This is a genomic window from Cobetia sp. Dlab-2-AX, assembly GCF_024124625.1.
Taxonomy (GTDB): domain Bacteria; phylum Pseudomonadota; class Gammaproteobacteria; order Pseudomonadales; family Halomonadaceae; genus Cobetia.
The window spans coordinates 519,975-545,798 of sequence record NZ_JAMXRV010000002.1 but is presented as its reverse complement, the minus strand read 5'-3'; the positions used below and the strand labels follow the sequence as shown (position 1 = coordinate 545,798).

Here is a 25,824-nt window from a genome sequence, read left to right as displayed (position 1 = left end):
CGCATGCCGGTCATGCGGATCGGCAAGGAGAGGGCATGAGCCACACCGAAGACCAGCTGGCCAGCCTCGGCAAGGGCCAGAAGATGCCGTTGCAGCGGGACGTGGAGGGTATCTCGGTACCGTTCGGCAAGTCGGTGACATTGAAGGAAGACGCCGTTGTCGAGGTCATGCAGGCCAAGGGCGGGACGGTCAGCGTAGCCTTCGAGGGTCGCATGTACCTGATCGAGAGTTTCAGTCTCGATGCGCTGGGGCTGGACGCCGTGCCGCGTCCGCATCTGCCGGCCGGCCAGAGCGATGCCGATATCGAGGCCTTCGTCTGGGCCCAGCTGCGCACCTGCTTCGACCCCGAGATCCCGGTCGACATCGTCGAGCTGGGGCTGGTCTATGGCTGTCGTATCGACACCCTGATCAGTGGCGAGAAGATGGTCAATCTCAAGATGACCTTGACCGCGCCGGGCTGCGGCATGGGCAACGTGATTGCCGAAGATGCCAAGCGCAAGATTCTCGGCGCCGAGGATGTCTCCAAGGTCCACGTCGAGATCGTGTTCTCGCCGCCCTGGTCGCGCGAGATGATGAGTGAAGAGGCGCGCCTGGAGCTGGGCATGTTCTGAGCCCCGGGCGCGCCTTGCTGCCTGTCCTCCATGATGTGACCGTTACCGGTCGCATCGATACTCGGGGGAGATGCAGCAAACGAAACTGGATGGGCGGGAACCTCTCGTCCATCCGGCTATCCAATTCACGTTGCTGAGCGTCCGGGCAAGTTACTGCCTCGGGTCGCGGCGGCACGTCCGTTTGACGGTTTCCCGTATCACCTGCCTCAAGGAAGACTCCCCAATGCGATTCCAGACTGCGCTGCGCACCCTGACCGCCACCCTGATTCTGAGTAGCGCTGCCAGCGCGCAGGCCGCCTGGAAGCTGGATGGTGATGTGTCACAGCTGAGCTTCCAGACCACCAAGATGGCCAAGTCGGGCGCCAGCACCGTCGAGACGAATGCTTTCACCTCCTGGCGGGCGCGCGTCAATGACGCCGGTCAGCTGTCGGTGGAGATCGACCTCGACTCGGCCAGTACCGGCATCGACATTCGTGACCAGCGCGTCAGCGAGAAGCTGTTCGAGTCCGGCACCTATCCGTTGGCCGTGATGACCGCCAGTCTCGACATGCCGACCCTCAAGGTGATGGAGTCGGGCGACACTCAGAAGGTGGATGTCGAAGGTCAGCTGACGCTGCACGACAATACCCAGAACCTGCCGATGAGCCTGCAGGTGACGCGCCTGCGCGGCGACCGCTGGCTGGTGCAGACCCTCACGCCTGTAATGGTCGATGCTGAGCAGTTCGCGCTGGTCGATGGCATTCGCACCCTGCGTGACCTGGCCGGGCTTGGCAACATCGCGACCCAGGTGCCAGTCAGCGTCAAGGCAGTAATGGTGCAGGAAGACTGAGCGGAGTCACCCGCATGCGTGGCCGGGAGCAGTCAGTGCTGGCAGAGCCTCGGCCGCTTGGGTAGGCTGATCGCTCATGCCTGCATGATGTGACGCTACTGGCAGGAAAGACAGGCAGGGATGGGCGTGGGGAAGAGATGCAGCGAGTGATCATGCGGGCTGGCTGGACCATCGTCGGTCTACTGGCCGCCGGTGCAATGGCGGTGGTCGGGCTCAACCTCTGGGTCGTGATGGCAACGCACGATCGCATTGCCACGTCACCGCTGACCTGCCAGAGCCGTGAGGTGGGGATCGTGTTCGGCACCTCACACGGCCTGGTGGGCGGGGGCAGCAATCCACACTATCAGGCACGTCTCGATACCGCCGCCCAGCTCTACCGCCTGCGCCGCGTCTCCAACCTGCTGCTCTCGGGGGACAACCGCACGCGTTACTACAATGAGCCGATGACCATGTGGCGTGACCTGCGAGCACGCAACGTGCCGCAGGAGTTCATGACGCTCGATTACGCGGGCTTCTCCACCTTCGATACCCTCGTGCGAGCGCACAAGGTCTTCGGTGTCGATGAGGCGGTGCTGGTCACCCAGCCGTGGCATTTGCCGCGTGCACTGTTCATCGCCGATGCACTGGGCCTGGAGGCAGTGGGTTGCCCGGCCATCTCCGAACGCCAGCCGCCGGGGCTCAAGCTGATGCTGCGCGAGTGGCTGGCCCGTGCGGCGACAGTGGGAGACCTTTACCTGTGGGGGCGCAAGCCGCGCTTTCTCGGGCCGCAGGAGACGCTGCCGACGCCGGTCTTGTCATCGCACTCATCATCGCAGCCCTCATCATCTCACTCCTTGGACAAGCCCGTGTCACCGGCGGCGGACTCGGTGGCTGCCGGAGTAGGGCAGCAGGCCACTGCCAGTCGTGATGTGGCGGATGCAGAGAATGCTGCCGACACGCCGGACTCGCATGCCCTCGCGTGTCAGGCACAGGCAAGCCTGCTGGCCAGTCTGCCCGAGGTGAAGCAGGCACTGCTCCAGTGGCTGCCTGTCAGATCTGATGCGAACTAGCCGCGTGTCGGCTTCGCCAGACGCACAGGGTCAACACGAAGACGCCCCGCACTTCCTTTGGAAGGCGGGGCGTCTTGCGTTCACGGCCTGGCGGCGGATATATGGCTAGCCGGCGCGGCGGCGGGCGGCCTGACCTGTCTGGTGACGGTACAGCTCGCGGATCAGATGGCGGCAGTTGTGGAAGATGCCTTCCAGTACCTTCTCCATGCTGTCAGGCAGCGGATGCGTGAAGGCGGTCGAGCAGGCCTGCATCAGGACGCGTTCCTGTTCGAGCAGCTCGTTGATCAGCACCTGATTGTCATTGCCGACGATGCTCTTCAGGCGACTCCACAGCCACATGTAGTCATCGCGCTCGACATCGGCGTCGCGCGGCATCAGGCTCAGATGCTTGCGTGTCTCGACTTCCAGGGCCTGTTTGAGCTCGACACGGCTCGCATAGAAGGGCTCGAAGGCCTCCAGGAGCGCGGGACGCAGCCGTTCGGCGTTATCCTCGAAATAATCAAGACTGTCTGCCAGGGCTTCCTGGACGCTATCCATCGCCACCTGGCGATTGTCGAGAAACATGGGCGGTCACCTCCTCCGTCAGAAGAGATTGTGCGGGTGAAAACAGTGTTTTTCTACCCCTGAAGGGCAGAAAGTCAGGATATTTATTCCCGCACTGTCAATCCCTGCAGTTTACGACAATACAATGACGTTCTGGTGACGATCATCGTTGCCTTCAGACGCTGTCCTTGCCCTGTTTCCATCGCTCCCGCTTGTCCACACGCGGCCATCAGACCCAGAGACGCCAGGTGTGCCGTCATGAAGACCTGCCCCCTTGGTCGAGCGTTGCGCGTTAAGTCCTCAGCCCTCAGCCCTTGGGCTTGGGCGGAATCTTCTTGGCCGGCGCGGCGGACTTGGCGATGTGATCGATGATCAGACCGGCGATGTCCTTGCCGGTGGCCGTCTCGATACCCTGCAGGCCCGGCGAGGAGTTCACTTCCATGATCACCGGGCCATGATTGGCGCGCAGCAGGTCGACACCGGCGACGGACAGGCCCATGGCCTTGGCGGCGCGAATGGCGGTGGAGCGCTCTTCCGGCGTGATGCGGATCTCGCTCGCGGTGCCGCCACGGTGCAGGTTGGAGCGGAACTCGCCATCGGCCGCCTGACGCTTCATTGACGCCACCACCTTGTCACCCACCACCAGGCAGCGGATGTCGGCGCCACGCGCTTCCTTGATGTATTCCTGCACCATGATGTTGGCTTTCATGCCCATGAAGGCCTGGATCACGCTCTCGGCGGCCTGGTTGGTCTCGGCGAGTACCACGCCGATGCCCTGGGTGCCTTCCAGCAGCTTGATGACCAGCGGCGCACCCTTGACCATGGTGATCAGGTCGGGGATGTCATCCGGCGAATGCGCGAAGCCGGTGACCGGCAGGCCCAGCCCCTTGCGCGACAGCAGCTGCAGGGAGCGCAGCTTGTCGCGTGAGCGGGAGATGGCCACGGAATCATTGACCACGTAGGTGCCCATCATCTCGAACTGGCGCAGCACGGCGCAGCCATAGAAGGTGACGGAGGCACCGATGCGCGGCACGACGGCATCGAAGTGCTCGATCTCGGCGCCCTTGTAATGGATGGACGGGCGGTGCGAGGCGATATTCATGTAGCAACGCAGCGTGTCCACCACGCGCGCGGTGTGGCCACGTGCCTCGGCGGCCTCGATCAGGCGACGGGTGGAGTAGAGGCGTGAGTTACGCGACAGGATACCGATATGCATGAAATCCTCCGGAGCCGAATGGGCCAAACAGAGATGGGAATGAATCAGAAGACGACTGACGTGAAGCCCGTCAGGAGGCGTGGTGTTCGTCGGTGAGGCCTTTACTGTCTCGAGGCGTTACGCGATAGCAGGTGGCACCGGCGCCAGCGTCTTGAGGCGAGATGCCGCAGCATGCCGCCGCGCGCACGGCCGATACCGTCAGGGTTCGCCGTGCAGATAGGCGGCGCCCGGTGCGACCAGCAGGCGACGCAGGGCACGGCGCCCCAGCAGAATGGGGTGACGCATCTGGGAGCGGTCCACCAGCGTCATGTCGATATCGTAGTCGAGCCCGGCCAGCTTCATGCGCGAGCGGATCGCGTAGCGCCACTCGGCCTGACCATTGGATGAGCGCACGCGGCGGCGATCATGCACCGGCGTCTCGATCGTATGCGGCGGGGAGTCGCTACCGCCGGTCCGGGTGATGAAGCGAACCCACAGATCATCGTGCTGCTCGAAGACCTCGATACTCTCGGCATGCAGCGCACTGGAATGCGCACCGGTGTCGATCTTGGCATTGAGGTGCAGCTTGAGCTCCGGCAGCTCGATCAACTCACGCCGACCCACCACGCCACGCGGGCGAAAGCCCAGCAGGTCATGATTCAGTGTCTTGAGATCGAGGGGCGGTGCCTTGTCGATGTGATGACGCGAAATGTGCTTGTGATGCGACATGTTTCTTCCTGAATCAGAGGGCGTGAGCGAAGCGGGCAGCGGCTCACGGCATGAAGACACCGGGCAGGCGCGGCACAGCGTAATGTGCGTTGCCGGCCTGGCGGGGTAATGGCCAGGCGGGCGCGCAGCATAGTCACTTGACGCACTGACAGCAATCCTTGCTGAAGCCTCTTTTTTCGCGTCACGCAGCGGGATATGACGGTGGCGCTGACTGCACCCGGCAAAACCGCCCAGGGCACGCGGTCATGGCACGCGGTCATGGCACGCGGTGATGGCGCGCTTTCATCGCCGCCAGACGCCTCTCTTGCGGGCGTCGGGCAAGTCCCCCACGGTCACAGGCGCGGGTGACGTCGTGCCGGTGGCGCGTTGCCGCGCGCCCTGTTCACCGGTGCTGATCAGCCCCGATGCCATGCCTTGAGCAAGTGTCCGATCAAGTGTCTGTTCGAGTGTCGTGGGTTAAGCGCATGATCTCAAGCACTGTCACCTGCGGGCATGCCCGGCGTCAATGACGCGGGGCAGGATTGCCGGTATCGGCTTGGCGGGTCAGGGCGGCAAGCGCCTGACCCAGCGGGCTGTCCGCGCTTGCATTGCGCAGCGTCATCAGCACCGGCAGGCGCAGACGCGGAATCAGGGCGAGGTCGCGTGCCAAGGCGGCGAAGTTGGCCTGCGGGCAACTGGCCAGGCGGGTCAGGAAGGCCGGCAGACGTTTGGCATCTTCCAGATGGGCGTAGCCGCGCGCAGCGATCGCGACCAGCACGTCGACATTGACGGCCTCGTCGTCGGCCAGCAGGGCATCGATCCACTCCGCCGCCGCAGGCCGTGGGCTGGCGCCGGCGGCCCGCAGGCAGGCGCACAGCGTCTCCAGATCCCCCAGGTCACGTGCAGCCTGGCCACGTGCGATCAGGGCGGAGAGCAGCTCGGTCTCGTATTCCTCCGGCAGTGGGGCGGCCAGCTGGGAATGGGCGGGCGGTGCCTGCTCCAGACACAGCGCGATGGCGCGCAGCGGTGTATCCGGCAGGTCAGCCAGACGCTGCACGAAGGCGGCCGCAAGCTCGCTGGACAGCTCGCCGCGCCGTGTCAGCACGTCGGCGATGCCCTGCAGACCGAGTGACGGCCAGTCATCCAGCGGTAGCTGGGCGGTGAGATACTGCTCGGAGAGCTCGTAGTACTGGCTGGCAGGGCGGTCGCAATCGAGGCTGGCGCGGGCGTGCAGCATGGCGCGCAGGCTGTCGTCCGGCGTGAAGGCCAGCGGATTGTCCTGCATCAGGTTGTCGATCTTGCCGGCCTCGGCCTGCTGGAGATCAGGCCGGCCGACGGTCAGTGCCGTCTGACCCAGCGTCGTGATCAAGCGCTCGAGGAAGGCGTCGCGTTGCGCGGGAGACAGACGACCTTCCTCATCCAGTGGCAGGGCCAGAAACCACACCAGCGGATCGTCGAGTCCGGCCGGACGGAACACGCATGCCAAGCGTGCCTGGCCCTTGAAGGGCTGCTCCCACGGCTGCTGTTCGGTCTCGAAGGCTTCCAGTTGCTCAAGGCTGAGCGGGGCCAGGGTGCGACCCAGGTGATAAAGGTGCAGCTCGGCGCCGGTGCGTGTGAAGAAGTTGCTCAAGGAAGAGAGAGGAGTCATGAGGCTCACCACGGCTGTGTCTCCGCCACGCCTTGGCGTGGTGGAGAACGGAAAAAGGAGTCTTGTCGAGCACCATTGCCAGGCGCGGCACGTGTCGTTGAGTGACAGCTGCCGGCGCGTGACATGTGCCTGAGCATGTCTGGAATGGCAGCGACTTTAGCGATTCACCGGCTGTCATGCCACCCGCTGGCGTGTGATGATGGCCAGAGGGAAGAGAGCGACCTATGTCTATTATGGCCGCTCTTTCGGCCCGTGATGGCTTGACAGATGACGCGGTACCTCAAGCGCCGCTGCGCGTTTTGCAGGTTGATGATTTTTTGATCAATTTTCGTCATCCCACGGCTGGCGCGGCTTGCAGCGTGACCAAGACGGGTTATCCACAGCATCGTCCACGGATGGCGTGAATAACTGTCATCCGCTTGTCGTCAGGCTGACATCCAGCGCTGCAGCTAGCCCAGACGGCATCACTGGCCCGCCAAGACAGGCGTGCTAGAATCGCGACCATTGACAGAATTGCTGTCTTATTCCTTATGGTTATGTACTTAAGGGATGAAATGATTGGGAATGCGGGTCAGCCCCGTTATCCTATACAACCAAATCACATATAAAAGGCTGTGCTTATACCTGTTCTGTCGCCTCGCTATCCATTACCCATGGGATATCGGCACCAGTCCGGCGGTAAAGGCCCAGTCTTGCGATCCACGAGGAATCCCATGCGCCAATCACGTTCGCTCGCAGCTGTCTTCTCTTCTACCGCTCTCAAGGGCGCCGTGATGGCTGCCGCGCTGGGCGCGACCACTCTGGGCAGCCTGGCGGCACAGGCTGACACCCTCAAGGTCGGCATGTCGGGCGGCTATTTCCCGTTTACCTTCGTCAAGCAGGACAAGCTGCAGGGCTTTGAGGTGGATGTCCTCAACGCCGTCGGCGAGATCACCGGCGATGATGTCGAATTCGTGACCATGAGCTTCTCCGGCCTGATCGGCGCACTGGAAGCCGGCCGCATCGATACCGTGGCCAACCAGATCACCATCACCGACGCACGCAAGGCCAAGTTCGCCTTCACTCAGCCTTACGTCTACGACGGGGCTCAGGTGGTCAAGCGTCGCGGCAATGACGAGATCACCGGTGTCGAGTCCCTCAAGGGTCACAGCGTGGCGGTCAATCTGGGCTCCAACTACGAAGCGCTGATGAAAGAGCTGCCCTACGCCGACCAGATCGACATCAAGACCTATGAGTCCAACATCGAGCAGGACACCGCTCTGGGGCGTGTCGATGCCTTCGTGATGGACCGCGTCAGCGCAAGTCAGGTGATCCAGAAGACCCCGCTGCCGCTGGAGCTGGCGGGCAAGCCGTTCTCGCGTCTCGAGAATGCACTGCCGTTCCGCAAGGACGCCGAAGGCGAGGCCAAGCGTGACCAGGTGGATGCCGCTCTGACCGAGCTCAAGGAAAATGGCCGTCTGGCCGAGATTTCCAACAAGTGGTTCGGCAACGACATCACCACGCCTTGAACAATGCCCGCTGCGCCCTGATACAAGGCGCATGCAAGGAAGTCAGGTGACAACGGGGTGACGGCTTGACCGTCGCCCCGTTGTCGTCATGTCGATGGGTGTCTTTCCAGACTCTCAGCCAAGCCCTCAGTCTGTCCGGATGACGAATGGATATTCTCAATATCGATTACATGCTTGGCCTGTTGCCGGTCATGCTCAAATACCTGCCACTGACACTCAAGATGGCCTGTATCGGCATGCTGGCCGCGCTGGTGCTGGCCTCGCTGTTGGCGGTGGTGCGGGTGCTCAAGGTGCCGGTGCTGAATGCGCTGACCATCGTGTTCATCTCCTTCTTCCGTGGCACACCGCTGCTGGTGCAGTTGTTCCTGTTCTATTACGGCCTGCCGCAGGTGATGGCGTTCCTGACCCAGATCGATGGCGTCACCGCGACGATTCTCGGCCTGACGCTGCATTTCGCGGCTTACATGGCCGAGTCCATCCGCGCCGCCATCGTCGGAGTCGATCGCAGCCAGACCGAAGCGGCGCTGTCGATCGGCATGACCAATGTCCAGCTGATGCGGCGCATCGTGCTGCCTCAGGCGGCCCGGGTGGCGGCTCCCACGCTGATGAACTACTTCGTGGACATGATCAAGTCCACGTCGCTGGCCTTCACGCTGGGGGTGACCGAGTTGATGGGCGCGACTCAGAAGGAAGCCGCCAGCAGCTTCCTGTATTTTGAATCCTTCATCATGGTGGCCATCGTCTACTGGGTGATGGTGGAAGGGCTGTCCTTCGTGCAGCGCTGGATGGAGAAACGTCTCAACAAGGCCTATCAGCGATGATTGCAGTCAGAAACCTGATCAAGAAATTCGGCGGGCAGGCGGTGCTCGATGGCATCACTCTGGAAGTGAAGCAGGGTGAGATCATCGTCGTCATCGGCCCTTCAGGCACCGGCAAGTCGACACTGCTGCGTTGCATCAACTTCCTCGAGCAGCCCGATGCCGGCGAGATCCAGATCGGTGAGCGCAAGGTCGAGGCCACGCATGCCAGCCGTCAGGACATACTGGGCCTGCGTCGCAGCAGTGCCTTCGTGTTCCAGAACTATGCGCTGTTCGCCAACAAGACGGCGCTGGAGAACATTGCCGAGGGCCTGATCGTCGTCAACGGCTGGCCCAAGGCCAAGGCGCATCAGCGAGCGCGCGAGATTCTCGAGCGTATCGGAATGAGCGAGAAGGCGGACGCCTTCCCGGCGGCTCTGTCCGGCGGTCAGCAACAGCGTATCGGCATCGGGCGCGCCATGGCCGCCCAGGCCGAGGTGATCCTGTTCGATGAGCCGACCTCGGCGCTGGACCCGGAATGGGTCGATGAGGTGCTGGAGCTGATGAAGCAGCTGGCGGTCGAGCGCCAGACCATGATCGTGGTCACCCACGAGATGCAGTTCGCGCGGGAAGTCGCCGACCGCGTCATCTTCATGGAAGGTGGGCGTATCGTCGAGCAGGGGCCGCCGAGCCAGCTGTTCAGTGCGCCGAAGGATGACCGCACGCGCGCCTTCCTGCGCAAGGTGCTGGATGAGGTGCCGCCACAGTGCGCCGAGGGCATCTGATATTGCTCGGTTGAGGTCATGACCCTCAGGTCACGTGAGATAACGCCTCGGGCAGCACCTGCGACAGACACAACGGCCACCGTGATATCCATCGCGGTGGCCGTTGTCGTTTCTCTGGCGGTGATCATTGATCCGCTTCTGATGTTGCCGGGCGCGTTCAGGGCGACCTTTCATAGGGTCTAGGATCATAGGGGCGCAAGTGGTGGCTAGCCGTGGCGGGGCATCGAACGCACCTTGTCGAAGGCTTCCTGAAGCGCCATCGAGACGCGCTCTTCCAGCAGCTCCTGCTCGGCGGGCGCCATGTAGAACGCCATGTCGACGTCATGGCGGATATAGCGGGGCGCCAGCTGATTGAGCGCGATGCAGGCCACGTCTTCGCGGCTGTCGACATCCATGGTGTGGCTATCGGGGTGCAAGCGCAGCTGGTCGAGCACCAGCTGCTCCATGTAGTTGTGTACGCCTGCGCTTTCCATGTGTATTGCCTCCTGGTGATGGGGGCTATCTCCCATGCAGGGCCGTGCCCCCTGACATGTCGATCCCTTCAGTATGCTCATCAGTCTATTCATCCGAGCTGACTCTCTGTGACGCTCTCCCTCCCGCACGCCAGCACGGTTGCTGGCGGCGGTACAGCAGGCGGCGGAGTCTTTGGATGTCGCCTGCCGCTCAAGGCCTGTCAGCCGGTCAGCAGGCGGGTTTCCGCCTCTTCAATATGATCAGCCAATCCCGATAATACCAGTGTATCGCCACACGCCAGCATCAGGTCGCCGGTGGGTTCTTCCAGGTTCTCGCCACTGGCGCGCACCACGCGTGAGACGAGAATGCCACACACTTCCGGCAAGGCGATGTCGTCCAGCCGTCGGCCACAGGCCCAGGCATCGGCGGTCAGCGTCAGCGGATGACGCCGCAGCAGCGGGTTGCCGCGTTTGTCGGTCAGCTGGGACTGCTGTCCATGGAAATAGCCATGCAGCATGCTGTAGCGCGCCTCACGTGCATTCTGGATCGAGCGCGCCACGCGTCGGAAGGGCACCTCGAGATTGACCAGCACATGCGAGACCAGCATCAGCGAGCCCTCGAGCACCTCGGGAATCACCTCGGTGGCCCCGGCAGCCTTGTAGGTCTCGAGGTCCGCGTCATCCTGGGTGCGCACCAGCACCTTGAGGTTCTCGAGTTCCAGCGGCTGGATGGAACGCAGTATGGCCAGCGCATGCGAGAGCTGATTGACGGTGATCACCACCTGACGGGCGCGCTCGATACCGAGTGCGCGCAGGATTTCCAGACGCTGCGCATCGCCGAACACCACCGGCTCACCGGCGCTGGCGGCCTCGTGGACGCGGATGGGGTCGGCATCGATGGCGATCCACTCAAGCTTCTCCTGCGTGAGAAATCTCCCCACCGTCTGGCCGACACGCCCGAAGCCGCACACGATGACATGGCCGCTGAGCGGGGCGGTGGCGGCGCTCAGCTCCGCGGTGGTGTGCGGGTTCTCCTGGGTGGGCGTGGTGGAGCGGCACAGGCGACGCGTCAGTTGCTGGTTGTGGCGAATCAGGCTCGGCGTGACCACCAGCGAGCCGATGATGATCGCCACCACCAGGCCCACGGTCTCGTTGTCCATCAGGCGTTGCTGACTGGCCAGTGCCAGCAGCGCGAAGCCGAATTCGCCGCCCTGGGACAGCACCAGACCAGTGCGCAGCGCGCTGTCCAGCGGGCGGCCGGAGAGGCGCGCCAGTCCGGTGATCAGCAGTGCCTTGGTCGCCAGCAGGCAGGCCACGCCGATGACGACCCAATACCACTGGGCCAGCAACACCTGCGGGTCCAGCAACATGCCCACCGAGACGAAGAACAGCCCCAGCAGGATGTCGCGGAAGGGCCGGATGTCGGCCTCGATCTGATGGCGGAAGTGGCTCTCGCCCAGCATCATCCCGGCCAGGAAGGCGCCCAGCGCCATCGACAGGTGCAGGCTGTGGGTCAGCCAGGCGGAAAACAGCGCCACCAGCAGCACGGTGAGCACGAACAGCTCTTCCGAGCGCGCGCGCGAGATTTCCTGGAACACCAACGGCAGCACCCACTTGCCGATCATCAGCATCACCGCCACCAGCCCCAGCCCCTTGATGAGCATCAGGCCCAGGTCACTGAGCAGCCGGCTGCCATCACCGGCCATGGCCGGAATCAGGATCAGGAACAGCAGGGCGGCGAGATCCTGGAACAGCAGCACGCCCACGGCGGCGTGGCCGTGGGGGCTGTCCAGCTCATTCCAGCGCGCCAGTTCCCGCGTGACGATGGCGGTGGAGGAAAGCCCCAGCGCGCCGGCCGCGACCAGCGCCGCCGCTGGTGACAGGCCAAGCGCCGAGCCCAGCGCCCAGAACAGGCCACTGCATACCGCCACCTGACAGGCACCCAGCCCGAACACCGTGGTCTTGAGCGCGCGCATGCGCGGCACCGAGAATTCGAGGCCGAGCGAGAAGAGCAGAAATACCAGCCCGAATTCCGACAGGAAGGCGAGTTCTTCCGGGCGACCGATCCAGCCCGCCAGATGAGGGCCGACCAGAAAGCCGACCGCCAGATAGGCCAGTACCGGCGGCAGATGCAGGCGGCGGAACAGCGCCGCGGCCACTACCGAGGCTCCCAGCAGTATCATCACATCATTGAACAGCGTGTCTGCCATGCGGCCTCCTGGCCTTCGGTGAGCATCATCGGGATAATAGCGTGAATGAACCCTGCATGATTTGACGGAGGTCGCATGAATCCGACTGAACAACCCCGGGACGGCGAGATCGCCGGCAATCCCTACGACGAACTGCGCGCGCTGCTGGCACGTCTGGAAGCGACCATGAAGGCTGCCGACCTGTGGCGCATGGACACGCCATCCCCGCAGGCCTTCATGAGTGCGGAGCCATTCTGTGTCGATCGCATGGACATGGGCCAGTGGCTGCGCTTCGTGTTCATCGCCCGCCTGGATGCGCTGTGCGACGCCCGTGCGCCGTTCCCCGTCAAGTGTGAAGTGGCACCTGCCATCGAGGCCTGGCTGAAGGATGCCCGCCCCGAGCGCCGCGTGGCGATGACGGAAGTGGTTCGCGAGATCGACACGCTGGTCACGACTCACTGATTGTCTGGTAGGGAGGCTCATCTCGCACTGAGCCTCCTCTGCCCGACACTTTCCACTGAGCCTTTCGCGCGTGATGCTCTCGCATTGCGCCTCGAGACAACTGTCAGGAGCTTGCATGGCCTATTACTTCGCCTACGGCAGCAACATGAATCCGGCGCGTGTCGTGGCACGCATCGGCGAGACGCGACGGGCCGTGCATGGTTGGCTGGAAGCGCATCGCCTGAGTTTCGACAAGGCCTCCCGGGTCGAGGGTATCGCGCATGCCAACGTGCAGCCTGCGTCGGGCGAGCGCGTCGAAGGCGTGCTGTACGAGCTGCTCGAGGCCGAGCAGATCACGCTGATGGACCCCTTCGAAGGCCGCCCGCATGAATATGAGCGTTTCCTTCATCCCATCGTCACCCGCGAAGGCGTGATCGACGCCTGGGTGTATGTGGCGCTGCCCGAGCGCACCGCCGAGGGCCTCAAGCCGGCACGCGAATACCTGGAGCACCTGCTGGGCGGGCGTGACTTCCTGACGCCGGACTACTTCACGACGCTGAGCGGCGTCGAGGCCGTGCAGGGGCTGGATGACGCCACCCTGGCTCAGCTGGGCCTGTCGCGCACCACGCCGCGCTGACGGTCGCCTGCCACCTGCCGTGTGGCAACAAAAAGCCCGCCTCTCTTTGGAGAGGCGGGCTTTCGCGTTTCTGGCAACGCTAGGTGACGGATTGGCGTGAGCCTCAGTCCTCGGCGGCCAGTACCGGGTCCAGGTTCGTTTGATCACGACGGCTGGCCAGCATGCCGATGATCAGCCCCGCCAGCGCCGGCGCCAGCCAGCCCAGATTCATCGAGGCCAGCGGGAGCAGCGGCTCGATGCGGTGCGAGATGGCCATCAGCGAGTCGATGCCACTGGCTTCGAAGCCATCCAGCAGGCTGACCAGCAGCGTCAGGCCCAGAGTCCAGGCGAACACGCGCGGCGCATCGTGCAGGCGCGGACGCAGGTAGGACAGCAGCGTCAGCACCAGCACCAGCGGATAGAGCGTCACCAGTACCGGAATCGAGACGTTGATCAGGGTCGAGAGGCCAAGATTGGCGATCAACGCCGAGGCCACGGCCATCACGATCACCAGCAGGCGGTAGGGCACGCTCGGCAGCAGGCGGTGGAAGAACTCGCCGCAGGAGGTCAACAGGCCCACCGCGGTGGTCAGACACGCCAGGGTGATGACCAGCGCCAGGATCAGCTTGCCGGCATCGCCGAACAGTGCCTCGACGTAGACCGGGATCAGCTCGCCCTTGGCGGCTTCGCTGACCAGTGCATGGCTGGTGGCGCCCATGTAGGTCAGCGGCAGATAGACGGCGGCCAGACAGATGGCGGCGATGGCGCCGGCCCACAGGGTGTAGCGGGTCACGTCAGCGGTCGCGGTGATGCCGCGTGCCTTGATCGCCGAGACGATCAGGATGCCGAACACCATCGAGGCCAGCGCATCCATGGTCAGGTAGCCCTGCTGGAAGCCGGTCATGAACGGCGCCTCGGCCCACTCGGGGCTCACCGGCCCCAGCGGCCCCTGCGGGTCGATGATGGTGAACAGCGCGATCAGCGCCAGCAGCGCGATCAACAGCGGCGTCAGCCACTTGCCGACCACATCCATCAACTTGCCCGGGCTCAGCGCGATCAGCGTGGCGATGCCGAAGAACAGCACCGAATGCAGGGCCAGACCGCTCTGTGCCGACATGTCGATGAAGGGACGCATGCCCATCTCGAAGGCCACGGTGCCGGTGCGCGGAATCGCGAACATCGGCCCGATGGACAGGTAGATGGCGACGCCGAAGGCCGCGGCCGCCCACTTGGGCAACGGCGAGGTGATCTTGTCGAGGCCGCCGCCGATCACGGCCACCGCGACGATACCGGCCAGCGGCATGCCGACACCGGTGGCCAGAAAGCCCAGTGCCGCCGGCCAGAATTCGGCACCCGCGCCCTGGCCCACCTGAGGCGGGAAGATGATATTGCCTGCGCCCAGAAAGAGGGCAAAGGTCATGAAGCCCAGCGCCACGATATCGAGGCTGGAAAGTCGTGTTTTCACTATGACGTCCTACGGATTCAGCAGATGCGTTGCAGCAGGCGTCATCAGGTGACCGATGAGGTGGTCGGTCAGGCAAGAAGACGTGCCGAGAAGCCGTTGGCTAGCGACAGGGGTGGGTCACCAGCAGACCCGGGAGCAGCGGGGTAGTGTTGCGCGCGGGCCGAATGGCGAGATCAGGTTGACGGATTGTCGCCACCCTGATCTGACGCGGCGCATTATCGTTGATTTCACGTAGCAAGACAAAGCCACCAGCAAGCTATGCGGCAGTCTCACTGCGCGGCAGACGCTGGGGGTGGTAGTGGAATGAAGCTCGGCCAGTCGTCCGACACCACGAAGATGCGCCATTGCTGGCGGGGTGAGCTGGTGGTGGTCGGCTCGCCGGCAGGCGCCGCCACGCTGCGCTCCAACCACAGCTGGCGGGGGTGTTGATGCGTGCGCTGGCGGCTGTGCCGCTGAGCCGCCTCGTCTTGCTGAACCGGTTCGTCCGGCCTGAGGTCGTCAGCGGCGGCAGGTAGTACGAAGTGATCGCGCAGCCAGCGGTCCAGTTCATGCCATGGTTGTAGCGACGCCACGGGCGGGGCGGCCAGCCAGGCAGGTTTTTCCCTGACGCAGCCCAGCAGCGGGCCACCATGCATCGGGGAGGCCTCGAGGGTCTGACAGAAGGCAGCAAACTGGCTGACGCTTATCCACCAGCCGGCCTGGCGCGCACTCTCGGGATGGCAATGGCGGGGCGGGGGCAGCCAGTCGGCAGGCGCCTGGTCTGGCTGCCAGGGGCGAAACAGGCAACCGGGCAATGCCAGTTGCTGGCCTGCAAGCAGCGGGGCAGGTGGATCTTCTGCCAGCGGTGAGTTCGTCTCGCTCGCGCCTGCCTGTCTGGCCAGTGCCTGTCTGGTCAGTGCTTGTCTGGCCAGTGCCTGGCTTATCGTCTGCTGTCCGCGCTCGGTATAGGCGAGGGGCAATTGATGCTTAAGGCTGCGCTGATACTTGATGGCGAGGCTGTCGGCGCCGCCGGGGCCTATCCAGCGTGCCGGACTGTCGGCCGCTTCAGGGCCTTCGGGCAGGCCGAGATAGAACTTGATCGCGACCTCCAGGTGCGTGGGCGCCGTGTCTCGCGCCGCCAGATAGAGCATGTCCAGCTCGCCCAGCGTGATCTTGCCCTGGGAAATCCTGAGGTTGTTGGCCAGCAGGCGACTGCCGGGTGCGTGTGCCAGCACGAATTGCCAGAGCAGCTCGTGGTAGTGGCCCAGGCGGTAGTGGCGGCGCTCATTCACGGCGGCCTCGAGCGCGTGGGGTGCCTGCTCCAGTGTCATCAGCCAGCGGTGGCGGACGCGATCATCCTCCAGCCCGAGTGCCGCCAGGGACGGGCGCGGATAACGCGCAAGCTGCAAGAGGTCCGGGGCACTCAGAAGCCAGGCGATATCCCTGACGCGCGGGTGACTGTAGTGCGTGCAGTCGCGGCGCAGGTCGCAGCCGGTCGCACAGGGGGAGTCCCCCCATTGGGCAAAAGGGGGCGATGACTCGGCTGCACCTGGCGATGCATGGGGCGGGGCTTCGGGCTCGATAGGCATGACATAAGTGTATCCCACGTCCGATGACGGTCGATAATGCGTGGTACTGTTAGAGCCTGGCTCTGTGTGAACCGAGCCGAGTGCTGCTTGCCGGCCGTGGTGTCACGCAGGCGCTTTTTCTCTCCCTCTATCTACTCCCTTCAATATTCCCTTCTCTACTCCCATTCTTTACTCCTCTGTCTTCTCGCTCCTTTTCCTCACTTGCCACTCTTTACGCCAGTTATTACGCCACCCTTTGCGCCAGCCTTGCGCTGCTCACACGACACTTTCTCGCCGCCTCGCCGCTTTCTCGACGGTCTTCCTACACGTTCTGCTGTCCGTCGCCGGTAATGCGACGGCTGTCTCCGAGCTGTCATCATTTTGACATCGTTGCGTGGGTCGCCTAAGCGATTGAAAACGTTGGGATTACTTCGCGTGGGGGAGTGAGGCGGCTTCAGTCCGGGTTGGAAGAGCGCTGAATTGATTCTATGAGAGAATCAATCCTGTTCCGGTGCGGGGATATATCCCACGGCTCCTGAGGTTCACAATGCCTTCCATCAACGTTGCAGCAAATATGCAGGGCCGATGAGGCGGTATTGACCTAGAGCTCTTGGTTGTCGAGCGACATGAATCTACTCGACATCAGTGGGCAAGGCGTCATCGACTGACAGTGTGAGGGGCAAGATCCACACCCTGAACAATCGGTCAATAAATATTCGTAAAGGTTGATGTGCACAATTTCTTGCTGCTGGACGCTGTTTTCAGGCGTCTCAGCCAAATCAAAAAGAAAAATACGCATTTTACTGTTTTTGTGGCATCCAGTTCTGCTGTGGCGACGTATAACTCATCAGCACAGCAAGACACACCCTGCAGCGTGCAGCATGTTCGACCAAGGTGGTGGGTGAGTCACTGTCTTCCTCAACCAACGTCGATAGTGATCTGCCAGGCCGAAGCGCCGCGCAAGGGGATGGCCAGCACGCAAACAAGAAATTCTTGCACTCTCCATGTTGTACAAGTCTTTCACAGAACCGCTGCAATAGCTTTATTGGTGATGAGAGGGGCAGGAGGGTCAGGCGCTGCGGAAGGAAATTCGTTTCCAGTAGCGTTGCTCAAAGAGAAACAGTGAGCTTCCAGTTGCACGGCTAGTTTGAACGCAGCATAAACATTAGTCTGTTAATCATCGAAGCGCAGCACGCAACACAGTCAGTGAAAGCCAGGGCCCGGACAGGGGTCAGCAAACCACTCCATCACTGACTGACAACGACTCAAAGCGGAAGCATCCGCACCAGGACCAGGAGATACACCATGAAAAACATTTCCCTCAAGACTCTGATCGCTACCGTCGCCATCGCCACTGCCAGCACCTCCGTATTCGCAGCCGACGATAGCCCTGCTGCCGTGCGCGTCCAGAACGCCATCAGCAGCCAGCAGATCATGGGCCAGACTCAGCCGGCTGCCACCAGCCAGCAGAGCTTCTCCGAAACGGGCATGAGCGTTGCTGCCGGTCGCGTTGAGCAGGCGCTCAATGCTGACCACATCCGCGGTGTCGATACCGCTGCCGTGTCCCAGGCCAACGCCACCGTCAATGATCAAGGCAAGAGCGTCGCCGCCAGTCGCGTTCAGCAGCACATCAGCGACAACGCCTGAAGCAGAGTGGTCACGCTGACAACTCAGTGACCCCCGAACAGCGCCTCACCTGACATTCGACCTTGCCCATTTCTGGAGAATCATCATGAAAACCCTGACTTCCCTGATCGCCGCCGCTGCCATTTCCATTGCTGCCACCGGCGTTGCCACCGCTGATGAAAGTGTTGCCGATGCCCAGGTGCGTGCCGCACTGAGCGAACAGGTCATCCACGGCCAGGCGCAGCCTGCCGCGACGCAGCTGAATGCTGCCGAGTCCGGCATGAGTGCCGCTGCCAACCGTGTCGAGCAGTCCCTGAACGCCGATACCATCAAGGGTGAACAGACGCACGCCGTCTCCCGCGGCCAGAGCCTGAGCAACGACAATGGCAAGAGTGTCGCGGCATCACGCTTTGAAGATGCGCTGAACGACAACGCCTGAGTCTGAAGGTCCTGATTCATGACCCCAGGACCACAGCAGTACTGATCTCCTTTTTATCTATTCGCTATTCACTTTTTCTGGAGTCATCTCATGAAAACCCTCAATGCCCTTATCGCCGCCGTTGCCCTGTCCGTGACCGCCACTGGCGTCGCCAATGCCGATAGCGTTGCCGACCAGCAGGTTCGCGCCAACCTCAGTGAATCCGTGATCCACGGTCAGGCCCAGCAGTCAGCCACTCAGCAGCAGGCCATCACCGATGCAGGCAAGAGCGTTGCAGCCAGCCGTGTCGAGCAGGCGCTGAACAGCCAGACCATCAAGGGCCAGCAGGCGCAGGTCACTCGCGACACCCAGCAGTTCGTCAATGATTCCGGCAAGAGCGTTGCCGCGTCACGTGTCGAGCATGCCCTGAACGACAACGCCTGATGCGTCGCGCCGTCACGCTGACGGCACCCAAGACAGACCCTGCTTGCGACCTGGCTGACCTGGTGGATGTTGTTGATCCGGTTGGCCCAGTTGACCCGACAAAAGATTTCACTGGAGATATCTCATGAAACTGCTCAATACCCTCATCGCCGCCACCGCGCTTTCCGTTGCTGCCACCGGTGCTGCCTTTGCAGACAGCGTCGCTGACCTTCAGGTGCGCTCTGCGCTCAGCGAATCCAGCATCCACGGCCAGGCTCAGTCCGCCGCCGCCGAGCAAGCCACCTTTGCCGATACCGGCATGAGCGTTGCTGCGGGCCGTGTCGAAAGCTCCTTGAACGATGTTGTGATCGAAGGTCAGCGCGAGACCTTGGCGTCCGACGCCCAGCAATTCGTCAACGATGCTGGCAAGAGCGTTTCCGCGACTCGCGTTCAGCATGCGCTGAGCGAAAGCGTCTGAGCCAGGTTGTCTAATTCAGATTGTCTGAGCCCCGCTCTGATTCGTGACCATGCATGGCAGCAATTGACTCTAGCGTCTCCGCGACAGGTGCCGTCATGAGCAGCAGCCGGAACGGAAGTAGTAATAGTAAGAGCTCGAAGACCCAGAACGTGAAAAAGCTAGTCGCTTAGCAGTGTCACTGAGAGTCTGGAGACATCTCGTCGCGAAGTGAAACGACAGTCAGATCCTTCCTGAAATGGCCGGTATCTGTCGGGAGTCATACCGCGCAGCGACGCCCCGTGGCTCATACGATGACGTAGAAGGGCCACGCCATGGGAAAACCTGAATAGCGTGCCATCGTAAGCCGCATCCTTGTGGGTAGTGCTTGTTGATGGTCTTTGATAATTGTTCACGTGGGTAATTTCAGTTATCAACTCTGATAGATATCCCGCCTGGATATACGCAGTACATGAAGTGATCAATGATGTGTCACTCCATGGCAACTCGATAGTGAAAATGAACGGAGGATAGAAAGATGATCAAGTCATTCATGACTCACGGTCTGGCAGCGTTTGCCCTCGCCATCAGCGGTCTGGCCAGTGCCGATATCAGCACTGATGACAGCAGTAACGTGCGATTCAATAGTGCTCAATCTCACGGCATTCACAGCGAAGTGCGTGATTACCAGAAGAGCGAAAAGCGCTACGCCGCAAATCCTGACATTCTGATCACCAGCCGTGGCAATGTGTTTGCCGATAGTGATGTGCATGGTGCAGTCGATATCGACGCTGACCATCGCTGAGCTTTCGATGCTGACGGTTCACACGACTCGGTTCACACGACTTCATGCCGCAAGTTGTCATTGCGTAACAATCGAAGCGCTGTGATTTGATTGCCGCTGATTGAATTACTATACACCGACGATCGAAGGCGTAGGCACTGATGCGCAAGCCAGTGACTACCGAAATTCAGGGAGAGCGAAAGGGAATATCCCAGACGTAGAGACACTTGGATAGTGAGCAGAACGCTTGAGCAAGGGCTTTGGGCCCCTCCACCATCCCTTTTAGAACGACCTGGTGGCAAAACCCTTTCTCAAACGCTTTCCTGTCCTGGGTGTCGCTGTCCCGACATTCATTGCCCGCCACCATGGCGGGTTTTTTATGCCCGGATTCCAGAAAGGCACAGCAAGTGGCTGGTCGACTCTGTGCATGTCGTCTTGCTTGGTGACCGCAATATGCTGAGGGTTTTCCAGATGATTCGTAAAGATTCATCGGCAGTTCACAGTATGGATGTCATGATGTATCACGGTGATTAAACGTTGTTGATTGCTGGCCTGCATGTCGGATATTTCGAGTCAGGATGCCATGATATCAATCAAGTGGAGGCCCATGATGGTGCGCGGAAAACTCAAGAAAGTGGCAGGTTCATTGATGTTGGGTGTTGGTTTGATGTCAGGGAGTGTGATGGCGGGTGATGTCGTCGAAAAGCCCAAGGTGCTGATCTTCGATGTCAATGAAACGCTGCTGGATCTTGCCTCGATGCGCAGTTCCGTCGGTGAGGCACTGGGGGGAAGAGAAGACCTGCTGCCTCTGTGGTTCTCGACCATGCTGCATTATTCTCTGGTGTCTACCGTGACCCGGGATTACCACGACTTCGGCCAGATCGGTGTCGCATCGTTGCGGGTGGTCGCGGAGAACAACGGTGTCGAACTGACGGATGAGCAGGCGAAGAAGGCCATCATCACCCCGTTGCTGACACTCCCGCCTCACCCTGATGTCAAGGAAGGTCTGGCCAGGCTGAAGGCTGAAGGCTACAAGATCGTCAGTCTGACCAACTCGTCCAACAAGGGCGTCCAGGCGCAATTCGAAAATGCGGGATTGCTGCCGTATTTCGATGCGCGCTACAGCATTGAAGATATCCAGATCTACAAGCCGGACCTGCGTTCCTATGAATGGGTGCTGGACAAGCTGGATGTCGAACCCGAGGAAGCCATGATGGTCGCGGCACATGGCTGGGATGTCGCCGGCGCCAAGGAGGCGGGCTTGCAGACCACGTTCATCGCCCGCCCGGGCAAGGCCCTGTTCCCGCTGTCAAAGCGGCCGGATCACGTCGTGAAGGATGTGAACGAACTGGCCGACATTCTGCAATAGCATCAGAACCCTTGATTGACAGACCCCTTGATTGACGGGTGCTGAAGATATTCTGTCATCATGGCGTTTATGGCATTGGTGAGGCTGGCGGGCGTCGAGTGACAGGGCAATTTGCCTGTTCAGGCTGAGATTGCCAGTCTCACCGCATGGCAGATGACGGCGTCAATGGTAGGCTGGGCGGCAATCCCCTTTTTACCAACCGGAGCTGAATATGAGTGACGCATCACAGCAGCATGGCCACCGTGCCCCTCAGATCATCGAGCCGAGCGCCCAGGCGGATGCCTGCGTGATCTGGCTGCATGGTCTGGGGGCTGACGGCAGTGATTTCGTGCCCGTGGTGCCTGCGTTGGGTCTGCCCGAGAATCACGGCGTGCGTTTCGTCTTCCCGCATGCGCGCGAACTGGCCGTGACCGTCAATGGCGGCATGCGCATGCCAGCCTGGTACGACATTCTCGAGATGAATCTCGGGCGGCGTGTCGATGAGGTGCAGCTGCGTGAATCCGCGGCCTACGTGCATGCCTTGATCGAGGAGCAGATCGCCCAGGGCATCGCCAGTGAGCGTATCATTCTGGCCGGCTTTTCCCAGGGTGGTGCGGTGGTCTATGAGGCGGCGTTGAGCTGCGAGCGCCCGCTGGGCGGCCTGCTGGCGCTCTCGACCTATTTCGCGACCAGCGCGACCATTGCGCCGAGCGCCGCCAATCAGGGCCTGGCCATCAGTGTCCATCACGGTACCCACGACGATATCGTGCCGCTGGCACTGGGCGAGGCGGGCGCCGAGAGTGCGCGTGCGCTGGGTCATCCGCTGGAATGGCAGACCTGGCCGATGGCGCACGCCGTGTGTCTCGAGGAAATCGAGGCGATCGGTGAGTGGTTCAAGGCGCGTCTGCTGGCCTGATCGACTGTCAGGAACGACTGTCAGTATCGACTGCCAGAGCAAAAACGCCGCTGACGAAGTGATTCGTCAGCGGCGTTTACGTGTGCTGCCAGCGGCCCCGTCATGCGCCGAAAGCGCTCATGTCAGATGCTGGTCGCGCTCAGCAGCGATAGCGGTAGGCGAGGTGTTCATCCTTGCGCGGGCCGGTGATGCGCCAGTCGAGATCAAAGCCCAGGGCATTGCCCGCCTCATCGCGCACGATGACCAGCGTGGCGGCGTAGAGATCATCGATGCACAGATGCGCTTCACGACTGACGAAGTGGTCTTCGCCTCGAGCGCTGTCGGCCACCAGGTCGAACAGGAAGACGGCGGCATCGCGGCCACGACGCTCATGACTGAGCGACAGCGCCTCGCCATCCGCAGCCAGCTGCCAGCGATAGCGGTTGTGGAAGTTGACGCTGGATGACTGGCCCTTGAGCTGGAACTGGCCCTGCTCGAGAAATACCACGCTCTCCGCCTCTTGCTGAGCCGCTTGCCGTGCCCCGTCGTGGGGGGAATCTGGGGCTTCGTGGGTGACCGTCACCTCGCCGCTTCCCTGGCCAGACCAGGCATTGCGCGAGGCCGGGCCGGAGCGTGACGAAAAATCCAGCCGGTGGATCTGCGCGAGCAGCGCATAGAGGGTTACAATTGGTGTCAACTTCTTCTGGCTACCGGGTTTACTCGTCATGTCCTACCTGATTGGTGTCACGGCCCTCTGGGCCTTCTCGTTTTCCCTGATCGGCGTCTATCTGTCTGGTCAGGTCGATAGCTATCTGGCCGTACTGACGCGTATCGCGCTGGCGTGCCTGATCTTCGCGCCGTTCATGCGCCCGCGGGCGATCAGCGGTCGTCTGCGCTTCCAGTTGATGGCCATCGGCGCGATCCAGCTAGGCCTGATGTACATCTTCTTCTATCGCTCCTTCCTGCTGCTGCCCGTGCCGGAAGTGCTGCTGTTCACCATCTTCACGCCTATCTACATCACCTTGCTCGATGACCTGATGAACAAGCGCCTGTCGCCATTCTACCTGCTGACCGCCGCGATTGCGGTGCTGGGTGCGGCGATCATTCGCTACGACGGGGTCAGTGACGGCTTCTGGCTCGGCTTTGCGGTCGTGCAGGGCGCCAATCTGTGCTTTGCCATCGGGCAGGTGGCCTACCGTCAGGTCGCTCCGCAGCTGCCGGCGGATGTCGCCCATCGCCATGTGTTCGGCTGGTTCTATCTCGGCGCGCTGGCGCTGGTGATCGTGATGTTCCTGCTGTTCGGCAGTACCGACAAGCTGCCGTCGCAGCCGGTGCACTTCGTGGTGCTGGGCTGGCTGGGCATCGTGGCCTCGGGGCTGGGCTATTTCCTGTGGAACAAGGGCGCGACGCGAGTCGATGCCGGCACGCTGGCGATCATGAACAACGCGCTGATACCGGCGGGCCTGCTGGTCAATCTGCTGATCTGGAACCGCGACGCCGACCTGGCGCGTCTGGCGCTGGGTGGGGCGGTCATCGTGGCGGCACTGGTGATCAACCAGATGTGGGCGCGTCGCCGCGAGCAGGCGCTGCGCATGGCCTGAAAGTCTGCGCCATAAGGAAATCCAGACATCGCATCACAATCAGCCCTCGCCCTGTGCGAGGGCTTTTTGCAGGTGAGTGGTGAGGCGCGCCAGTATGTCCTGCTGGCGGGGAATCTCGTCAGAGGACCGTGCAGCGTTCTGAGTCGCTTCCTCGCCGAGCTGGGCTGCATTCAGACGCAGGCCCGATTGTTCGACATTGAACAGGCTGCCGGGCAGGGTGGCGATGCCTGCGTTCAGCAGGTCCTGATGCAACTGCTCCAGCTGGCGCGCCTCAAGGCTTGGCAGGCCACACCATTGCAGATAGCCGCCACTTGGTGGTGGCAGCCAGACGCTGTCGCCCAACGCTGCGCTCAGGTGCGCGCGCAGACGCTCCAGGCGCTTGGCATAGCAGCGTCGCATGCGCTGCACGTGGCGGCCGTAATCCCCGCTGGTGATCAGTTCGCTCAGGGCGGCATGCATCCACGGCATGTCGCCCATGCCATTGGCCCAGCGTGCCCGAATCATCGCCTGCAGCCCCAGTGGTGACTCCTGCTCGGGTCGTGACAGCCACAGCCAGCCGCAGCGGGTGCGGGGGTCCAGCGTCTTGGAAAATGATCCGAGACTGATCAGCGCAGGCATCGGCCTGTCGGCATGGCGGTGGGCGAGGTCGGCCAGCCACGGCTGGCGGGTATCGAAGCTCAGCTCGGCAAAGGTGGTGTTCTCGACCAGCAGGATGGCGTGGCGTGCCGCCAGTGCCAGCAGGCGGTGGCGATCTGGCGTGCTCAGCTGTCCGCCCAGGGGATTATGGCCATCCGCGGTCACGATCAGCGCATCCAGCGTCAGGGCGGGCGTCTTGTCATCATGACGTTCGAGCAGACGCTCGAGCGCCGCGACATCAAGTCCCTGGTGCGCGCGGGCAGGAATGGCGATCGCCTGATGACCCTGGGCTTCGATGGCGGCCACGATACCGAAATAGCCCGGCGCTTCGACGCCGACCCGACAGCGGCCCTTAGTGGCACGCAGCTGGCCGAGCAGCAGTGACATGCCATGCTGCGCCCCCTGGCTGATCAACAGGGCATCGCTGTCACAGGGATGGCCGTGGTGGCTGAGGTGCTGGGCGATGGCAGTGCGCAGCGCGCTCGAGCCCGGCGGCAGGGCATAGGCGCTGGGGTGCTGGGCATGCGCCCCGAGCTGAGTGCGCGCCAGACGATACAGGCGGCGCACGGCGGGGGCGTCCAGCTCCGGATGAGCGGCGCCCAACGGCGCCAGGCGCGGATCACTGGCATTCGCCATCGCCTGCCAGGCCGGGTCACTGATGGTGAGTGTGGTGATGGCGCGCGGCCTGTGATGTGACTCCCGCTGCCCGTGCTGCGACTCCCTAGGGTGGCGTGATGAAGTCGGGCTGTTCTGTGAGCCGGTATTCAGGTCATCCGTGTCGTGAGCAGCCTGCGTCGATGGCGCGACCCGATAGCCGGCACGCGGTTCGGCGATGATCAGGCCCGCCGCCTCCAGCTCGCCATAGGCACGGATCACGCTGTTGAGGCCGAGCCCCGCCTGCGCCGCCTGCCGCCTGAGCGAAGGCAGGCGCTGTCCCGCGCTCAGTTTGCCCGTCGCCATCTGGGCCTTGAGTCGCTCGACCAGCTGTTGATAGCGCGGCAGCGTCGCGGCTGTGGCGCCTGAGCTGGCGGTTGAGCTGGTGGTTGAGTTGATGGCGTCGCCGGCAAGCGAAGGGCGGCTGGCGGACGAAGCGTGCTCGGCGGATGACATGCCTGTCTGTACCCCTTGAATTGGTGATTATCTGTATCTTGTGCCCCCTTGAGGGGTCGCGGCAAGCTGAAGGCTCATGTCGTGGTCCCGTCGGTGCACGTCCTGCACCTGCCTATGGGCCGCCCGCTTGTCATTTCTCTCGCTGG

General features: G+C 62.4%; 27 protein-coding genes. 17 read left to right on the top strand and 10 right to left on the bottom strand.

Annotated elements, in window-relative coordinates:
* Positions 1-35 precede the first annotated feature (35 nt).
* The 3 genes from sufT to NH396_RS05425 all read left to right on the top strand — a co-directional run bounded on the left by sufT (position 36) and on the right by NH396_RS05425 (position 2,489).
* Entirely contained in the window at positions 36-611 is a 576-nt protein-coding gene (gene sufT / locus NH396_RS05435) for a putative Fe-S cluster assembly protein SufT (RefSeq protein WP_176676627.1), read from the top strand.
* 223 nt (positions 612-834) lie between these two features.
* Positions 835-1,440 (top strand): YceI family protein, encoded by a 606-nt coding sequence (locus NH396_RS05430; RefSeq protein ID WP_176676628.1) that lies wholly within the window; start codon positions 835-837, stop codon positions 1,438-1,440.
* 152 nt (positions 1,441-1,592) lie between these two features.
* Positions 1,593-2,489 (top strand): ElyC/SanA/YdcF family protein, encoded by an 897-nt coding sequence (locus tag NH396_RS05425; RefSeq protein ID WP_253062161.1) that lies wholly within the window; start codon positions 1,593-1,595, stop codon positions 2,487-2,489.
* A gap of 105 nt (positions 2,490-2,594) precedes the next feature.
* On the opposite strand, the gene NH396_RS05420 is transcribed toward NH396_RS05425, so the two are convergent.
* The 4 genes from NH396_RS05420 to NH396_RS05405 all read right to left on the bottom strand — a co-directional run bounded on the left by NH396_RS05420 (position 2,595) and on the right by NH396_RS05405 (position 6,583).
* Positions 2,595-3,053, bottom strand: a complete 459-nt coding sequence (locus NH396_RS05420) for a hypothetical protein (protein ID WP_176676630.1) — start codon at positions 3,051-3,053, stop codon at positions 2,595-2,597.
* Between the two features lie 286 nt (positions 3,054-3,339).
* Positions 3,340-4,248: a 30S ribosomal protein S6--L-glutamate ligase gene (gene rimK / locus NH396_RS05415; protein ID WP_043335225.1), complete on the bottom strand. Its 909-nt coding sequence runs from the start codon at positions 4,246-4,248 to the stop codon at positions 3,340-3,342.
* Positions 4,249-4,446: 198 nt separating this feature from the next.
* Entirely contained in the window at positions 4,447-4,956 is a 510-nt protein-coding gene (locus NH396_RS05410; protein ID WP_176676631.1) for a RimK/LysX family protein, read from the bottom strand.
* 502 nt (positions 4,957-5,458) lie between these two features.
* Positions 5,459-6,583, bottom strand: a complete 1,125-nt coding sequence (locus NH396_RS05405; protein WP_176676632.1) for a DUF3549 family protein — start codon at positions 6,581-6,583, stop codon at positions 5,459-5,461.
* Between the two features lie 224 nt (positions 6,584-6,807).
* Between NH396_RS05405 and NH396_RS05400 the strand changes: the two genes are divergently transcribed.
* The 4 genes from NH396_RS05400 (at position 6,808) to NH396_RS05385 (ending at position 9,673) form a co-directional block, all read left to right on the top strand.
* Positions 6,808-6,987: a hypothetical protein gene (locus NH396_RS05400; RefSeq protein WP_176676633.1), complete on the top strand. Its 180-nt coding sequence runs from the start codon at positions 6,808-6,810 to the stop codon at positions 6,985-6,987.
* A 369-nt stretch (positions 6,988-7,356) separates the two neighbouring features.
* Positions 7,357-8,091 carry an amino acid ABC transporter substrate-binding protein gene (locus NH396_RS05395; protein WP_253062213.1) on the top strand — a complete coding sequence of 245 codons (735 nt, stop codon included), beginning with the start codon at positions 7,357-7,359 and terminating at the stop codon, positions 8,089-8,091.
* A gap of 146 nt (positions 8,092-8,237) precedes the next feature.
* On the top strand, positions 8,238-8,912 hold the full coding sequence (locus NH396_RS05390) for an amino acid ABC transporter permease (RefSeq protein WP_176676635.1): 675 nt from the start codon (positions 8,238-8,240) through the stop codon (positions 8,910-8,912).
* Entirely contained in the window at positions 8,909-9,673 is a 765-nt protein-coding gene (locus NH396_RS05385; protein WP_176676636.1) for an amino acid ABC transporter ATP-binding protein, read from the top strand. The genes NH396_RS05390 and NH396_RS05385 overlap by 4 nt, the downstream gene beginning before the upstream one ends.
* 206 nt (positions 9,674-9,879) lie before the next feature.
* Here the strand turns inward: NH396_RS05385 and NH396_RS05380 are convergent, their stop codons facing one another.
* Together NH396_RS05380 and NH396_RS05375 are read right to left on the bottom strand one after the other, a co-directional pair.
* Positions 9,880-10,146, bottom strand: coding sequence for a late competence development ComFB family protein (locus NH396_RS05380; protein ID WP_253062159.1), 267 nt, complete (start codon positions 10,144-10,146; stop codon positions 9,880-9,882).
* 200 nt (positions 10,147-10,346) lie between these two features.
* A complete protein-coding gene (locus NH396_RS05375; protein WP_176676638.1) occupies positions 10,347-12,335 on the bottom strand; it encodes a cation:proton antiporter in 1,989 nt (662 codons plus the stop codon).
* Positions 12,336-12,410: 75 nt separating this feature from the next.
* Between NH396_RS05375 and NH396_RS05370 the strand changes: the two genes are divergently transcribed.
* Positions 12,411-12,776 carry a YqcC family protein gene (locus tag NH396_RS05370; RefSeq protein ID WP_176676639.1) on the top strand — a complete coding sequence of 122 codons (366 nt, stop codon included), beginning with the start codon at positions 12,411-12,413 and terminating at the stop codon, positions 12,774-12,776.
* A gap of 115 nt (positions 12,777-12,891) precedes the next feature.
* On the top strand, positions 12,892-13,392 hold the full coding sequence (locus NH396_RS05365) for a gamma-glutamylcyclotransferase family protein (protein WP_176676640.1): 501 nt from the start codon (positions 12,892-12,894) through the stop codon (positions 13,390-13,392).
* Positions 13,393-13,495: 103 nt separating this feature from the next.
* On the opposite strand, the gene brnQ is transcribed toward NH396_RS05365, so the two are convergent.
* Entirely contained in the window at positions 13,496-14,836 is a 1,341-nt protein-coding gene (gene brnQ / locus NH396_RS05360; protein WP_253062157.1) for a branched-chain amino acid transport system II carrier protein, read from the bottom strand.
* Between the two features lie 269 nt (positions 14,837-15,105).
* A complete protein-coding gene (locus tag NH396_RS05355; protein WP_290441694.1) occupies positions 15,106-16,404 on the bottom strand; it encodes a DUF1853 family protein in 1,299 nt (432 codons plus the stop codon).
* Between the two features lie 1,284 nt (positions 16,405-17,688).
* Between NH396_RS05355 and NH396_RS05350 the strand changes: the two genes are divergently transcribed.
* From NH396_RS05350 to NH396_RS05320, 7 genes are all read left to right on the top strand, one after another.
* The gene (locus tag NH396_RS05350; RefSeq protein ID WP_107335218.1) at positions 17,689-18,030 is read left to right on the top strand and encodes a hypothetical protein; all 342 of its coding nucleotides are present in this window, start codon (positions 17,689-17,691) and stop codon (positions 18,028-18,030) included.
* Between the two features lie 85 nt (positions 18,031-18,115).
* Entirely contained in the window at positions 18,116-18,448 is a 333-nt protein-coding gene (locus NH396_RS05345; protein ID WP_043335406.1) for a hypothetical protein, read from the top strand.
* A 90-nt stretch (positions 18,449-18,538) separates the two neighbouring features.
* The gene (locus NH396_RS05340; protein ID WP_176676642.1) at positions 18,539-18,871 is read left to right on the top strand and encodes a hypothetical protein; all 333 of its coding nucleotides are present in this window, start codon (positions 18,539-18,541) and stop codon (positions 18,869-18,871) included.
* 124 nt (positions 18,872-18,995) lie between these two features.
* Positions 18,996-19,328: a hypothetical protein gene (locus tag NH396_RS05335; protein WP_176676643.1), complete on the top strand. Its 333-nt coding sequence runs from the start codon at positions 18,996-18,998 to the stop codon at positions 19,326-19,328.
* A gap of 514 nt (positions 19,329-19,842) precedes the next feature.
* On the top strand, positions 19,843-20,109 hold the full coding sequence (locus NH396_RS05330; RefSeq protein WP_176676644.1) for a hypothetical protein: 267 nt from the start codon (positions 19,843-19,845) through the stop codon (positions 20,107-20,109).
* Between the two features lie 523 nt (positions 20,110-20,632).
* Positions 20,633-21,457 (top strand): haloacid dehalogenase type II, encoded by an 825-nt coding sequence (locus NH396_RS05325; protein ID WP_253062144.1) that lies wholly within the window; start codon positions 20,633-20,635, stop codon positions 21,455-21,457.
* 211 nt (positions 21,458-21,668) lie between these two features.
* Positions 21,669-22,352, top strand: a complete 684-nt coding sequence (locus tag NH396_RS05320) for a carboxylesterase (RefSeq protein ID WP_176676645.1) — start codon at positions 21,669-21,671, stop codon at positions 22,350-22,352.
* A 139-nt stretch (positions 22,353-22,491) separates the two neighbouring features.
* Here the strand turns inward: NH396_RS05320 and NH396_RS05315 are convergent, their stop codons facing one another.
* A complete protein-coding gene (locus NH396_RS05315) occupies positions 22,492-23,058 on the bottom strand; it encodes a DUF6314 family protein (RefSeq protein WP_176676646.1) in 567 nt (188 codons plus the stop codon).
* Here NH396_RS05315 and NH396_RS05310 point away from each other — a divergent pair.
* Positions 23,057-23,932, top strand: coding sequence for a carboxylate/amino acid/amine transporter (locus NH396_RS05310; protein WP_176676647.1), 876 nt, complete (start codon positions 23,057-23,059; stop codon positions 23,930-23,932). The genes NH396_RS05315 and NH396_RS05310 overlap by 2 nt on opposite strands.
* Before the next feature lie 39 nt (positions 23,933-23,971).
* On the opposite strand, the gene NH396_RS05305 is transcribed toward NH396_RS05310, so the two are convergent.
* Positions 23,972-25,678, bottom strand: a complete 1,707-nt coding sequence (locus NH396_RS05305; protein WP_176676648.1) for a PLP-dependent aminotransferase family protein — start codon at positions 25,676-25,678, stop codon at positions 23,972-23,974.
* Between the last annotated feature and the right edge of the window lie 146 nt (positions 25,679-25,824).

Bases quoted from the DNA above. Each gene is read 5' to 3' on its own strand.
- rimK (WP_043335225.1), bottom strand. From the start codon at position 4,248: ATGCATATCGGTATCCTGTCGCGTAACTCACGCCTCTACTCCACCCGT.
- NH396_RS05420 (WP_176676630.1), bottom strand. From the start codon at position 3,053: ATGTTTCTCGACAATCGCCAGGTGGCGATGGATAGCGTCCAGGAAGCC.
- NH396_RS05315 (WP_176676646.1), bottom strand. From the start codon at position 23,058: ATGACGAGTAAACCCGGTAGCCAGAAGAAGTTGACACCAATTGTAACC.
- NH396_RS05310 (WP_176676647.1), top strand. From the start codon at position 23,057: ATGTCCTACCTGATTGGTGTCACGGCCCTCTGGGCCTTCTCGTTTTCC.
- NH396_RS05355 (WP_290441694.1), bottom strand. From the start codon at position 16,404: ATGCCTATCGAGCCCGAAGCCCCGCCCCATGCATCGCCAGGTGCAGCC.
- NH396_RS05380 (WP_253062159.1), bottom strand. From the start codon at position 10,146: ATGGAAAGCGCAGGCGTACACAACTACATGGAGCAGCTGGTGCTCGAC.
- NH396_RS05395 (WP_253062213.1), top strand. From the start codon at position 7,357: ATGGCTGCCGCGCTGGGCGCGACCACTCTGGGCAGCCTGGCGGCACAG.
- NH396_RS05375 (WP_176676638.1), bottom strand. From the start codon at position 12,335: ATGGCAGACACGCTGTTCAATGATGTGATGATACTGCTGGGAGCCTCG.
- NH396_RS05365 (WP_176676640.1), top strand. From the start codon at position 12,892: ATGGCCTATTACTTCGCCTACGGCAGCAACATGAATCCGGCGCGTGTC.
- NH396_RS05390 (WP_176676635.1), top strand. From the start codon at position 8,238: ATGGATATTCTCAATATCGATTACATGCTTGGCCTGTTGCCGGTCATG.
- NH396_RS05330 (WP_176676644.1), top strand. From the start codon at position 19,843: ATGATCAAGTCATTCATGACTCACGGTCTGGCAGCGTTTGCCCTCGCC.
- NH396_RS05410 (WP_176676631.1), bottom strand. From the start codon at position 4,956: ATGTCGCATCACAAGCACATTTCGCGTCATCACATCGACAAGGCACCG.
- NH396_RS05350 (WP_107335218.1), top strand. From the start codon at position 17,689: ATGAAAAACATTTCCCTCAAGACTCTGATCGCTACCGTCGCCATCGCC.
- NH396_RS05400 (WP_176676633.1), top strand. From the start codon at position 6,808: ATGTCTATTATGGCCGCTCTTTCGGCCCGTGATGGCTTGACAGATGAC.
- NH396_RS05340 (WP_176676642.1), top strand. From the start codon at position 18,539: ATGAAAACCCTCAATGCCCTTATCGCCGCCGTTGCCCTGTCCGTGACC.
- NH396_RS05335 (WP_176676643.1), top strand. From the start codon at position 18,996: ATGAAACTGCTCAATACCCTCATCGCCGCCACCGCGCTTTCCGTTGCT.
- NH396_RS05305 (WP_176676648.1), bottom strand. From the start codon at position 25,678: ATGTCATCCGCCGAGCACGCTTCGTCCGCCAGCCGCCCTTCGCTTGCC.
- NH396_RS05320 (WP_176676645.1), top strand. From the start codon at position 21,669: ATGAGTGACGCATCACAGCAGCATGGCCACCGTGCCCCTCAGATCATC.
- NH396_RS05385 (WP_176676636.1), top strand. From the start codon at position 8,909: ATGATTGCAGTCAGAAACCTGATCAAGAAATTCGGCGGGCAGGCGGTG.
- NH396_RS05370 (WP_176676639.1), top strand. From the start codon at position 12,411: ATGAATCCGACTGAACAACCCCGGGACGGCGAGATCGCCGGCAATCCC.
- NH396_RS05345 (WP_043335406.1), top strand. From the start codon at position 18,116: ATGAAAACCCTGACTTCCCTGATCGCCGCCGCTGCCATTTCCATTGCT.
- NH396_RS05425 (WP_253062161.1), top strand. From the start codon at position 1,593: ATGCGGGCTGGCTGGACCATCGTCGGTCTACTGGCCGCCGGTGCAATG.
- NH396_RS05405 (WP_176676632.1), bottom strand. From the start codon at position 6,583: ATGACTCCTCTCTCTTCCTTGAGCAACTTCTTCACACGCACCGGCGCC.
- sufT (WP_176676627.1), top strand. From the start codon at position 36: ATGAGCCACACCGAAGACCAGCTGGCCAGCCTCGGCAAGGGCCAGAAG.
- NH396_RS05430 (WP_176676628.1), top strand. From the start codon at position 835: ATGCGATTCCAGACTGCGCTGCGCACCCTGACCGCCACCCTGATTCTG.